Raw genomic sequence first — 13,343 nt, 5'->3', positions numbered from 1 at the left:
AGATAAAAAAGTATGAGTTCAAATACCACATTCATAAATGATAATTTTTTGCTTGAAAATAAATTCGCGGAAGAATTGTATCATAATTACTCAAAAAATCAACCGATAATTGATTACCATAATCATTTGTCTCCACAACATATTGCAGATAATACCATTTTTGATACGATTACAAAAGTATGGATCAATGGGGATCACTATAAATGGCGCGCCATGCGTACTTTGGGAATAAAGGAAGAATTTATTACAGGAAACGCTTCAGATAAAGATAAATTTATAAACTGGGCTAAAACCGTTCCGTACACCATGCGCAATCCTTTGTACCACTGGACACATTTGGAGTTAGCACGATATTTTGATATTTATGATTTGTTGAATGAAAAATCAGCCGAAAAAATCTATATCGAAACGACTGAAAAAATAAACTCTGAAAGTTACAGCACGCAGAATTTGCTTAAAAAAGTAAATGCTGAACTAGTATGTACAACCGAAGATCCTATTGATACACTGGAGTTTCATCAAAAATTAGCTAAGAATCCGATTGGGACTAAAATGAGTACGGCTTTCAGGCCTGATAAAGCCATTCTAATTTCAAACGATGGTTATAATGCCTATCTGGACACATTAGGGGATGTGTCCGGTGTGGCGATAAATACCTATTCCGATTTATGTAGCGCTTTAAAAAAACGAATCAAGTTTTTTAGTCAAAATGGCTGTAAACTAAGTGATCATGGATTAGATCAGATCTATTTTGAAGAATTTACGGAAACAGAGATCAATACGATTTTCAAAAAGAAAAGAGAAAACAGAATTATTACTCCTGAAGAAGCTTTAAAATTCCAAAGTGCCATCTTGCTTTTTTTAGCAGAAATGTATCATGAGGAAGGATGGGTACAGCAGTTTCACTTAGGTGCTTTGCGCAACAATAATGCACGCATGCACAAAATTTTAGGTCCGGATACTGGTTGGGATTCGATTGGAGATTATCCGCAGGCACAAAAACTTTCGTCTTTTTTAAATGCTTTAGATAGCAAAGATAAATTGACTAAAACAATTATCTATAATTTAAATCCTGCCGACAATGAAGTCATGGCAACCATGATTGGAAACTTTAATGACGGAAGTAGTAAAGGAAAAGTACAATTTGGATCAGGTTGGTGGTTTTTAGACCAAAAAGACGGAATGACAAAACAATTGAATGCCCTTTCAAATATGGGATTAATTAGCTGTTTCGTTGGGATGTTAACCGATTCAAGAAGCTTTTTGTCTTTCCCGAGACATGAATATTTCAGACGTATTCTTTGTAATCTTTTAGGTGACGAAATCAAAAGAGGAGAACTTCCAAATGATATGGAATGGATTGGAAAATTGGTACAGGACATCTCTTATAACAATGCAAAAGAATATTTTAAATTTTAAGTTTTTGAATTATTAAGAAAAGAATAACCGCAAGGTTCGCAAAGTTTTAAATCCTTTTAATTCTGTTAATCTGTGGCAAAAAAAAAAGAAGTTATCTGCGATAAAATAATTAGAATAATATGAATAAAATAGTTGCATTCGGAGAAATAATGCTACGACTTTCGACAGAGCGACATCTGCGTTTTTCGCAAGCTAAAGCTTTTGGAGCTTCTTATGGAGGAGGCGAATTTAATGTTTGCGTTTCACTGGCGAATTACGGTCTGAATGCAGAATTTGTAACCCGTTTACCCGAAAATGAAATCGGAGGTTCGGCATTAAAAGAAATGCGAAAAATGAACGTCGAGTCAAAAAATATAATTTTTGGAGGAGAACGTTTAGGTATCTATTTTCTGGAAACCGGAGCCGGAACTCGTGGAAGCAATGTGGTTTATGATCGGGCACACAGTTCAATGGCAACCATTGAAAAAGGAAGTATTGATTGGGAAAAAGTATTAGAAGGTGCAACTTGGTTTCACTGGAGCGGAATTACACCTGCCATCTCTGAAACTGCCGCCGAAGCTTGTCTGGAAGCGATTAAAGTAGCGCATAAATTGGGAATCATGATTTCATGTGATTTAAATTACAGATCCAAATTATGGCAGTATGGTAAAACGCCGAGTGATGTTATGCCCGAGCTATTAAAATACAGCAATGTGATTTTGGGAGATATTGATACCGCGTATTTTATGTTAGGAATTCCAAAAGTAAATCCAAACTATCAGGACGAGAAAACGCTTCCTGCGTTGTATACGAAACTCTTTGATTTTATTCCGAATTTAAAAATTGCAGCGACCACACTCCGTTATTCGGTTAGTGCTTCTCACCAAAGAATTGGCGGGATTTTGTTTGATGGAAAAGCGATTTACAATGCCGCTGTCAAAGAAGTAACTCCTGTTGTAGATCGAGTTGGTAGTGGTGATGCCTTTATGGGCGGATTGATTTATGGTCTATGCGAATATCAGAACAACAACCAGAGAGCTTTAGATTTTGCAGTAGCTGCTTGTTGTTTAAAACACACTATTTCGGGAGATTACAATTTAGTGACCTTAAAAGAAGTAGAGAATATGGTTGATGGTGATGCTACAGGTTTGGTATCAAGATAATTAAAATAAAAAATGGCAAAATATTCAAGAATTGAAGTGGCTTCGCAAATGAAAGAAAACGGTATGGTTCCGCTCTTTTTTCATACGGATATCGAAGTGAGTAAAAAAGTGTTAAAAGCTTGTTATGATGGTGGCGCAAGGTTAATGGAATTTACAAGTCGCGGCGACTTTGCCTTTGAGGTATTTGGGGCTTTAAATAAATATGCATTGGCTGAATTACCGGGAATGATGTTGGGCGTAGGATCGGTTACAGACGCAGCAGCAACGTCTTTATACCTGCAGTTAGGAGCTAATTTTATTGTGACTCCTGTTTTTAGAGAAGATATTGCAATTGTCTGTAATCGTCGCAAAGTATTATGGTCACCGGGTTGCGGGACACTTACCGAGATTGCCAGAGCCGAAGAATTAGGATGTGAAATCGTAAAATTATTTCCGGCAGATATCTATGGACCGGAATTTATAAAAGCAATAAAAGGCCCTTGTCCCTGGACAAGTATTATGCCAACAGGAGGTGTTTTTCCTACCGTAGAAAGTCTGACTTCATGGCTCGATGCCGGTGCGGTTTGTGTTGGCTTGGGGTCACAGTTAATCTCAAAAGAGATACTTGATAAGAATGACTTTGAGGGTTTAAAAAACAAAGTAAGTGAGGTTCTCGCGATCATCAAAAAGATAAAAAACAAATAGTACAATTATAACAGTTCCCTGTTCGACGAGTCGTTTTTTGGAGTTTTAGTTATTGTAATAGAACATTACACTTGCAAAATAAATCTTGTGAATCCTCACGACAAGATTTTTTTCTCACTCAGGTGTGATGTTTCTTTTACAATTTAAAAAATATAAAAATCAGATTAGGAGATTGTTAGGGGAATTGATAAAGTGATAAAGAATTAAAAATGGAAAAAATAAACAGATCAAATGCGAAGTTAACAGCGAAACTTCCAATCAAGATTGTGCAATTTGGAGAGGGTAATTTTTTAAGGGCTTTTGTAGAATTTGCTATTCAAAAACTCAATCAGAAGGCTGATTTTAATGCCGGTATTGCTGTGGTACAACCGATCGATAAAGGCTTGGTTCCGATGATTAATGCACAGGACGGTTTGTATACTTTATTTATGAAAGGGGTTAAAAAAGGACAGGAAATTCAAGAGAAAGAATTGATTACCAATATTGTAAAAGCAATTGATCCGTATGCTTCTTTTCAAGATTTTTTGGCTTTGGCCAAAGAAGAAGAATTGGCTTTTATTATATCCAATACAACCGAAGCCGGTATAGAATATATCGCATCTGATCTTCCGACAATGCAGCCTCCGGTGTCTTTTCCGGCGAAATTAACGGTGCTTTTACACGAAAGATTTAAACATTTTAATGGAGAAGCTTCGAAAGGATTGACCATTATTCCCTGTGAACTGATCAATTACAATTCGGATACGTTAAAAGAAATTGTTCTAAAATATGCTATTGAATGGAAATTGGAGCAGGACTTTGTTTTTTGGGTCATCAACAACTGCTCCTTCCATAATACTTTGGTAGATCGAATTGTTCCGGGCTATCCAAGAGATCAAATCGAAGCATACAACAGTCAGTTGTCTTATAAAGATGATTTGATTGTAAGTGCGGAAAGTTTCTTCTTGTGGGTAATTGAAGGTGATGATGCGCTGAAGGCAAAACTTCCGTTTGAGAAGACCGATTTAGACGTAAAGATAGTCAAGGATATGCAGCCGTATCGTACCCGAAAAGTGAGGATTTTAAATGGAGCCCATACCGCTATGGTGCCTTTCTCGTTGCTTTATGGAAACGAAACAGTTAAAGAAACAGTCGATAATACCTTCACGGGTGAATTTGTAAACAAAGCCGTTTTCGAAGAAATCAATGAAACCTTGGCTATGGATCCAGCCGAACTGGCCAGTTTTGCCGAGGAAATTTTAGATCGTTTCAGAAATCCTTTTATCAAACATTTATTGTCTTCGATTGCCCTAAACTCGATTTCTAAATTCAAAGTACGTGTTTTACCAAGTTTGACGGAGTATGTCGCTATTCATAAAAAATTGCCGGTTCATTTAACGTATGCATTTGCCTGCTTAATTCGTTTTTATAAAGGAACCTGGAATGGACAAAATCTGCCAATAAACGACAGTGAAGATATTATTACTTTTTTTAATGAGGTTTGGAAATCAAATGACTATAATGAAATTGCAACACTCACTTTGCAAAATAAAAGTTTCTGGGATGAAGATTTGACTACGATTCCTTCTTTGACAGAAACTATTGCTGAAGCCTTAAAAGAAATAGATGAAAATGGTATCGAACAAGGTTTTACCAATTTTAAAAAACAGATAAATTCAGGAACTTACATACAATAGTTATGGAAACGCAAAAAAAAATAATAAAAGTTAATCCTACCGATAATGTTGCGGTCGCTTTAGTAAACCTGACAGCAGGGGAACTGATTCATTTTGAAGGAGAAACGATTGTAATTGGTTCTGATGTAAAAGCCAAACACAAAATAGCTTTAACTCCGCTTAATACAGGCGACAGGATTATTATGTACGGTGTTTTGGTAGGAAAGTCAAGTGAAAGAATAGAAAAAGGAGGCTTGCTTTCTACGCTAAACGTAAAACACGAAAGTGATAAGGTAACAGGCAAAACGGAAACGATTGGTTGGACCGCACCCAATATTGACAAATGGAAAGACAGAACTTTTCTGGGTTACCACAGAGAAGACGGACAGGTTGGAACTGAAAATGTATGGTTGTTTTTTCCTTTGGTTTTTTGTGAAAACAGGAATATCGAGATCTTAAAAGATATTTTCGAAAAGGAATTAATGAAACCTAAAGAGAATGATTATCAGCTCTTACTTCGTTCTTTGGTAAGTAAGGAAAGCGGAGTGGATAGCAAGGAGGGAAAAGCAAGCAATGCTGATTTATTCAACAATATAGAAGTAAAATTTATCACGCATCAGGGAGGTTGTGGCGGAATTCGTCAGGATTCGCATAGTCTGGCTAAGTTATTGGCCGGATATGTTAACAATCCGAATGTGGCAGGAGCTACGGTTTTGAGTTTAGGTTGTCAAAATCTTCAAATTCAAATTTTTAAAGATGCATTGAATGAAATTAATCCGGATAGCAAAAAACCGGTTTTAATTTACGATCAGCAGCAAATAGGGACGATTGAAGCCATGCTTAGCAGTGTTGTAAAAGATACTTTTGAAGAAATCAAAAAAGCAAATGAATTAAAACGAACACCGGCACCCTTATCAAAATTGAAAATTGGTTTGGAATGTGGTGGTTCTGACGGGTTCTCCGGAATCTCAGCCAATCCGACATTAGGAGTTACTTCCGATTTGTTGGCTGCTTTAGGTGGAACTACCATTCTTTCTGAGTTTCCGGAATTATGTGGTGTAGAGCAAGAGTTGGTCAACCGTTGCGTAGAAGAAGAGGGAGGAAAACGTTTCTTGGATTTGATGCAATGGTATGAAAAAACGGTTGTGGATGCAGGTTCCGGATTTGATATGAATCCGTCTCCCGGTAATATAAAAGACGGTTTGATTACAGATGCCATGAAATCTGCAGGAGCTGCCAAAAAAGGAGGAACCTCACCAATAGTTGGAGTTTCGGACTACGGAGAATACATTACAAAACCGGGATTAAATTTACTTTGCACTCCCGGAAATGATGTGGAATGTACGACTGCAATGGTAGGATCGGGAGCTAATATGGTTTTGTTTACCACCGGTTTAGGAACACCAACAGGAAACCCAATCGCACCCGTCGTAAAAATTTCATCCAACACAGAATTGGCGAAAAAAATGTCTGACATCATCGATATCGACACCGGAGGAATTATTACAGGTGAAAAAACAATTGATGAAATGGCCGACGAAATGTTAGAATTTATCATTGACGTAGCCAGCGGTACCATCAAAACCAAAGCGGCAATTCTAAACCAAAACGATTTTATTCCTTGGAAAAGAGGAGTTTCTTTGTAGAGTTTAAACCATATAAGTGATGCAAGTTCATTGAAGTTTGCGCTATAGTAAACCTTACTATGGGTATATTTAAATACTGGTTTTATTTAATATTAATAAATACTTTTTGAATTGCCGTTGGTTTTAACCAACGGATTTAAAAGACATTGATAGAGGCTTTAGCCAAAATTTGACTCTTAAGTTTTTTGGCTAAAGCCTATTGACTCGAGTCTACACAACCGTTGGTTAAAACCAACGGCAATTCAAATCCATATTAATTATTTGCAATAAAAAGGAAAATATTCTGGATGCAACTGTTAGGCGTAAATTTCAATTTTATGATTTATCATAATTTGTAGAATTTTTATTGACTGTTTTTCTAAGCGCATTTCGGCAAAACTTATATTTTCTTACATCACTTATATGGTTTAAAAATATATGGTTTTAAAAAAACTACTTTTTTGAATTAAAATAGTCTACTGCTTCAAATAGTGCATTTTCAATAGGCCTGTATTGCATTTTGAGTTGCTCTTTGGATTTTTTGTTGCTGTAATAATTGTTTATACACAGGATTCGGGTATTGACGAGACTTAGACTTGTTTGTATTGAAAAAAAGCGGACTGTACTTCCCATAAACCCTAAGGCAATCAATATAAATTTTGGTACAGGAATTAAAAATTGCTTTCGATTTTGCTGTGTTCTAAGTTGCTCAAAAAAATGTTTATAAGAGAGATTTTCTCCTGCAATCAGATATTTATCACCTGTGTTTCCACTTTCAAAACTATTAATGATAGCACTGACAACATCTTTTACAGCCACAAAATTTTTGCCTCCGGGCGGATAAAAGACAACCTTTTTACCTAAACTCATCAGAATAATTTTTCCTGAACTCGGCTTGCTGTCATAAGGTCCAATCATAAAAGTTGGATTTAAAATTTTTACCGCCATGTTTTTTGCATTCTTCAATACATATTCTTCTGCTTTAAGTTTGGTTTTTGCATAATCTAATTGCGAGAAGGGACTTTTGATTTTTCGGGATTCATTTCCTAAGCTTGCAAGAGAGCCATAACCAATAGTGTTGGCGGTACTAATGAAAATAAATTGTTTCACCTGTTGTTTTCGGGCGCTTTTAAATAATAACACTGTGGCATCATAATTTATCTTTTCATAATCGGAATAGCGAATAAGATTTGTAGCTGTTTCGGCAGCGATATGAATCACGATTTCAATGTTTTCAAGGTATTTAGTAAGATCAGCGTGCAGATTAGATTTTATTAATTTTAGATTGGAATTTCGGTTGCCAATATATTTATCAGGATCTCTTGCGATTGCGGTGATTTGGTAGTTTTGAAGTAACAATTCGTTGGCCAGATTAGTTCCAAGTAATCCGGTTATTCCGGTCATAAAAACTCTTTTCATAAGGCTAACTCCTTTTTAATTTTATTGGAGAGCATTGGCAGTTTTAGCCAAACTGGCAAAATTTTCAGAAAAAGCCAGCTAAATTGATTGACCATAATTACAGTATCTCTTTTCTCTAATCGGTTAAGGCAAAAAACGGCGACCTGATCAGGATCTAAGGAGGTCATTTTGGCAAAGAATCCCTGACTTTCAATTCTCTTTGTTACCTCGTCATTTGTTTTCATCGGACCAGGATTTACAACACTCACAAAAACATTTGTATCTTTTAGTTCTTCGTATAAACCTCGTGAAAAGGAGTATACAAAAGCCTTTGAGGCCGGATACACTGTTTTGTAGGCAATAGGAGAAAAGGCGGCAAGGCTGGAAATGTTTAGAATATAGGCTTTATCGTGACGCTGTAAATTGGGCAATACCTGGTGCGTCAACAGAGAAGTGGCCATGACATTAAGCTGAATAATATTGTCGAGATAGTGTACACCAGCCTTCTCAAATTCTTTTGTACCGCCTATTCCGGCATTATTAATCAACATTTTCAGGTTGAAATTGTCGTTGATCCAACTGGCTAGTTTTAATACATTACTTTTTCGGGTCAGATCAATCTCAAAACTGTGGATTTTGATCTTAAAACGACTTTGTAATTCCATACACAATTCCCGCAAGTTTTGATTGGGCAAACTCACTAAAATTAAGTTCTCATTTCTTTGCGCAAGTTCAAAGGCAAACGATTTTCCTAAACCCTGACTTGCTCCCGTTACTACTGTATACAACTCTTTCATTTGTTTGTGATTTAAGGTGTAAAAGTAGATTCGATAATTGGGTAAAAGGTTCGGATTTATCTATCGGAACCTATTTTAATGTTTAATAGTAAACTCTTTGGGCGTAATTAATTTTACCACATAGAGTCATAGTTTGCATGGCTAATAAAAAGGGTGTTTCACTTCAAATAAAACACATAAGACTATGTGTAAAAACTATGTTTTTATTTAAACAGCATAAATTGTAAATCCCAAATCTATGTGTCTATGTGTTAAATAGTATTGACCCGAATTGGCCCTAATGTTACTAGCAGTAGTTTATGGTTTTGAATGCTTTTTTCGGTAATCGGAAGGCGTTTCACCGGTCATTTTTTTGAATGTAGTATTAAAAGAGGTCTTAGAATTGAATCCCGCATCATAACCAACAGCTAAGATCGTAAATTTATCATTATCCTGTTTTTCGAGTAGTTCTTTTGCTTTTTGAACCCTGAATTTGTTGACGAAGTAGAAAAAATTCTCATCAAATCCGTTATTGATGATATAAGAGAGTTGATGTCCGGAAAGCCCAAGCATATCTGATAATTTGATTAGATTAAGTTCGGTATCTAAATAAGGTTTTTCTTCGGACATCAATTGTAGTAACTTATTCTTGTAAAGCACTAATTCTTTATCATCAAACAGCTTGTTTTTCGGAGTACTACCTTCGTATTGCGCTGTAAAAATTTCGGTTTCTTTTTCGGGAACATACCCCACCGGAAATAACTCCTTTTGTTTGATTGAATGATAAGCCACAAAATAAACCGTGCCCAAAAAGAATAAATTGATGTAGGTGTTTAATGGTCCATTGGGAACTAAAATGGTATAAAGAATGGTTGCCAAAGCAGACAGAACCAAACAGTAGATAATGTACTTGATCCAATTGAGGCTAATTAATTCCTTGTTAGATGAAAAAATCTCAATGTCCTTCTGATGTTTAAGTATTCTTCTAAATGATAATTGCAGATAATATAAAGCGTGTAGGGGAGAAACACAACTAATCCATAAATTGATAAGTGTTTTATCTAACAAGGATCGGAACAGGATAAGTATTAAAAAAAGCAGCGGTACAACAAGAAACCGCAAGTCACGAAATGTTATTTTGTAATTCGGGCTGGTATAAAATACAATGCTGAAATAGAAAGGAATAGGAGTAAATAATTGAACAAAGCGTATAATGTAAAAGATAAAATCTCCTTTCTCTAAATGACTCGCAAAGAGCAGTTCATCTAACCAGAAACTCGACCAAAGCAACAGGAAAATTCCAAAAGAGATATTCGCCTTCCGATTTGAAGCATCAACATTGCTCAATTTGAGAAACGACAACAAAGTCAATCCTCCCACAATAAAAATAGTCGTTAATAGATTAATATTCATTTGCAGTGACACTTATCGTTGACGTAACAAAAGTAATTTTTTATGCCGTTGGTTGAGAAATTTATTTATGAAATTTATCCTCAAATGGTTGCTTAAAAATTCATAATAGAACTCATTTATTTTTAACTGACCTTGTGTAGTTCTATTGAGAGTTGTTTAACACATAGACACATAGATTTAGAATGAACATTTAAGGTGTTTCAAGAGAATCAAGATCTTCTCAAATAATCTTATATGTTTTATTTGAAGTGAAACGTCTTTTTATTAGCTATGCAAACTATGTCTCTATGTGTTAAAATGAATTACGCCCAACTAAAGCCCCCAATAACGCAAAGCACTTACACCTCATAACTACAATGAACTTACATCACTTATATGTTTTAAAAAAAAGAACCCAATAAACATTGAAGTTATTGGGTTTATTATTCGAAGGAGTATTTCACTAAGAGACAGTTCGGGAAGACGATTTCCGAATATGTAACTCCGGAGCCAAAACAACCTTTTTCTCAATTTTGATCGTATCCGTTTTATCTACCTGTTCTAAGAAAACGCGAGCAGACATTTTTCCCATTTCAAGAGGAGACTGATCGACAGAAGTAATTGACAATTCCATGAACTTAGTAAAAGGCTCATTACTAAAACCAGCCACACAAAATTCTTCCGGAATGCTAATATTTTTTTCTTTTAATACCTGAATAGCCCCTAAAGCCGCAAAATCACTCGATGAAAAGATAGCGTCAGGCGGATTTTCTAATTGTAATAAGACATTTACAGCTTCCTTACCGGAATCTAAAGCACTTTTTGTACGAATGACATACGCTTCATTAAAAGGCATTCCATGATCTGATAAAGCCTGCTTGTAGCCCAAAAACCTGTTTTTAAAGATTTCCAGAGACAAATCCCCTGAAAAATGAGCAATAGCTTTGCAACCTTCATCAATCAGATGTTTGGTGGTCATGTATCCACCTTTAAAGTCATTAATAGTAACAGAACTGACACCATCTATATGTTTACTTCTGTCAAAAAATACTAAGGGTACATTTTTATTTAATACATACTGAAAAGCAGCCGTATTTTCGTTTGCCACATCGGTAACAGACATTAAAATACCATCTACCTGAGCATCTATTAACGTATATAAGTTTTCACTTTCTCTTTTAGGATCTTCATGTGTCTGGCAAATGATGACCTGATAACCATGCGGATGTAATTCTTCTTCAATACCTCTGATTACCGAAGCAAAAAAGTTGCTGTCAATGCGCGGAACAATTACTCCTATATTATTACTACGGCCACTTTTTAAGGCTAAAGCAAGTTTGTTTTGCTTGTAATTCATCGAAGCTGCCGTTTTGAGTACTAACTCACGTGTGCTTTCTTTTATTTTCGGATTGTTGTTTAACGCTCTGGAAACGGTTGCAGCGGTGATATTCAATTTCTTGGCAATATCGTAAATGGTTATTTTTTCGCTCATTCAATAGGTTTTCAAGTTAGTTACTGGACAAAAGTACATTTTTTTTGTATAACAATTATTTAATGTTATCGATTACCAATATTTATATCTTAACGATTTGTAGTACTACAATGATAATAAATTATGCGTTTTTTTACATTAAGTGTAAATATAATTGATAATAAAAATTAAATATATAAATTTTTTCTAAATAAATTTGGTGCAATCAAAGTATTTTTTTACTTTCGTGTAATCGATTACATAAAACTTACAATTGTTGCTGAAAAATAAAAAAATACGCCATAAATGATTGCAAATAAATCTATAGTGTTACAATTAACAACCGTTCTTGGTTTGATTTCCGTATTGTTTTTATCCTGTGGAAAACAGCCTCTGAATTCATCTGAAGTTGATCCATGGAAAAAAATGGAATTAATAGTAAAGAGTATTCCTGAAACACATTTTTCAAATAAAAGCTATTCGGTAAATGATTTTGGCGCTGTGGGAGATGGAAAAACATCTAACACGTTGGCTTTCGAAAAAGCAATTAAAGAGTGTGCTAAAAACGGAGGAGGAAGAGTACTCGTTCCAAACGGAAAATACCTAACCGGACCGATACATTTAGAAAGTAATGTAAATCTGCATTTAGAAGATCAGGCCGAAATTCTTTTTAGTACAGATCCAAAAGAATATCCACTGGTTCATACCTCATGGGAAGGGACAGAATTAATGAATTATTCTCCTCTTATTTATGCGAAGAACAAAACCAATGTCGCAATTACCGGAAAAGGAACTCTTAACGGTCAGGCGAATAATAGTAACTGGTGGGTTTGGTCTGGAGGTAAGGAGTATGGATGGAAAAAAGGAATTCCGTCGCAAAATGACCCGCAGAATCGAGAAGTATTGATAGATATGGCCGAAAGAGGAGTTCCGGTCTCCGAAAGAGTCTTTGGTGAAGGACGTTATTTACGCCCCAGTTTTATTGAATTCTTCGAATGTAACACCGTGCTTCTAAAAGATATTAAAATTATAAACGCACCTTTTTGGATTGTACATCCGATAAAATCGAATAACATGATTATCGACGGTCTGACGATAAACAGTCACGGTCCTAATAATGATGGTTGTGATCCGGAATACTCTCAAAATATAATCATAAGAAATTGCACGTTCAACACGGGTGACGATTGCATTGCCATAAAATCCGGCAGAGATGCTGACGGAAGAAGGGTCGCAATTCCGAGTAAAAATATTATCGTTCAAAATTGCAAAATGATAGACGGTCATGGCGGGGTAGTAATGGGAAGCGAAATCTCGGCCGGGGTCAACAATGTCTTTGTTGAAAATTGCAGTATGGACAGTCCAAATTTGGATCGCGCCATCCGAATCAAAACCAACTCGAAACGCGGCGGTACAACAGAAGATATCTATGTCAGAAATATTGAAGTTGGAACGGTACGCGAATGCGTGTTGAGAGCAACGATGACGTACAATGTGTATGGTGGTCAGGAAGGAAAATTTATACCGTCCATCAGAAATATCAGTCTGGAAAATATCAAAGTAAAAAACGGAGGTAAATATGGGATTCTGGCTGACGGTTACAAAGAATCACCAATAGAAAATATCACGCTGAAAAATGTGGTAATAGAAAAAGTAGATTCCCTCTATTCCCTTAAAAATGTCAAAAACGTAAACTTTTTAAATACTTATATCAATGGAAAAAAAGTAGAATCGATTAAAAATTAAAAGCTAATAACTATCAATTAACCAAACCATTAAAA

10 protein-coding genes are annotated in these 13,343 nt (G+C 35.5%); 6 read left to right on the top strand and 4 right to left on the bottom strand.

What is annotated here, in order from left to right:
- Nucleotides 1-12 precede the first annotated feature (12 nt).
- The 5 genes from uxaC (at nt 13) to ACHRV5_RS17040 (ending at nt 6,546) form a co-directional block, all read left to right on the top strand.
- Complete coding sequence (uxaC, locus tag ACHRV5_RS17060) at nt 13-1,419, top strand: glucuronate isomerase (RefSeq protein ID WP_395427555.1); 1,407 nt, start codon at nt 13-15, stop codon at nt 1,417-1,419.
- Between the two features lie 119 nt (nt 1,420-1,538).
- Complete coding sequence (locus ACHRV5_RS17055) at nt 1,539-2,561, top strand: PfkB family carbohydrate kinase (protein ID WP_395427554.1); 1,023 nt, start codon at nt 1,539-1,541, stop codon at nt 2,559-2,561.
- Between the two features lie 12 nt (nt 2,562-2,573).
- Entirely contained in the window at nt 2,574-3,245 is a 672-nt protein-coding gene (locus ACHRV5_RS17050) for a bifunctional 4-hydroxy-2-oxoglutarate aldolase/2-dehydro-3-deoxy-phosphogluconate aldolase (protein WP_395427553.1), read from the top strand.
- Nucleotides 3,246-3,454: 209 nt separating this feature from the next.
- A complete protein-coding gene (locus ACHRV5_RS17045; RefSeq protein WP_395427552.1) occupies nt 3,455-4,921 on the top strand; it encodes a tagaturonate reductase in 1,467 nt (488 codons plus the stop codon).
- A 2-nt stretch (nt 4,922-4,923) separates the two neighbouring features.
- A complete protein-coding gene (locus ACHRV5_RS17040; RefSeq protein ID WP_395427551.1) occupies nt 4,924-6,546 on the top strand; it encodes a UxaA family hydrolase in 1,623 nt (540 codons plus the stop codon).
- Between the two features lie 432 nt (nt 6,547-6,978).
- Here ACHRV5_RS17040 and ACHRV5_RS17035 read toward each other — a convergent pair whose 3' ends face one another.
- The 4 genes from ACHRV5_RS17035 to ACHRV5_RS17020 all read right to left on the bottom strand — a co-directional run bounded on the left by ACHRV5_RS17035 (nt 6,979) and on the right by ACHRV5_RS17020 (nt 11,583).
- Entirely contained in the window at nt 6,979-7,944 is a 966-nt protein-coding gene (locus ACHRV5_RS17035) for an NAD-dependent epimerase/dehydratase family protein (protein WP_395427550.1), read from the bottom strand.
- Entirely contained in the window at nt 7,941-8,720 is a 780-nt protein-coding gene (locus ACHRV5_RS17030; protein WP_395427549.1) for an SDR family NAD(P)-dependent oxidoreductase, read from the bottom strand. Before ACHRV5_RS17030 ends, ACHRV5_RS17035 begins: the two co-directional genes overlap by 4 nt.
- 297 nt (nt 8,721-9,017) lie before the next feature.
- Nucleotides 9,018-10,112, bottom strand: a complete 1,095-nt coding sequence (locus ACHRV5_RS17025) for a helix-turn-helix domain-containing protein (protein WP_395427548.1) — start codon at nt 10,110-10,112, stop codon at nt 9,018-9,020.
- Nucleotides 10,113-10,554: 442 nt separating this feature from the next.
- Nucleotides 10,555-11,583, bottom strand: coding sequence for a LacI family DNA-binding transcriptional regulator (locus tag ACHRV5_RS17020; protein WP_395427547.1), 1,029 nt, complete (start codon nt 11,581-11,583; stop codon nt 10,555-10,557).
- A 285-nt stretch (nt 11,584-11,868) separates the two neighbouring features.
- On the opposite strand from ACHRV5_RS17020, the gene ACHRV5_RS17015 reads away from it, so the two are divergent.
- A complete protein-coding gene (locus tag ACHRV5_RS17015) occupies nt 11,869-13,308 on the top strand; it encodes a glycoside hydrolase family 28 protein (protein ID WP_395427546.1) in 1,440 nt (479 codons plus the stop codon).
- Nucleotides 13,309-13,343: the final 35 nt, after the last annotated feature.

It is taken from the genome of Flavobacterium sp. FlaQc-52 (genome assembly GCF_044007495.1).
Classification (GTDB): domain Bacteria; phylum Bacteroidota; class Bacteroidia; order Flavobacteriales; family Flavobacteriaceae; genus Flavobacterium; species Flavobacterium cupriresistens.
Note: the sequence above shows the minus strand (reverse complement) of the source record. Positions and strands in the feature narration are given on the sequence as shown.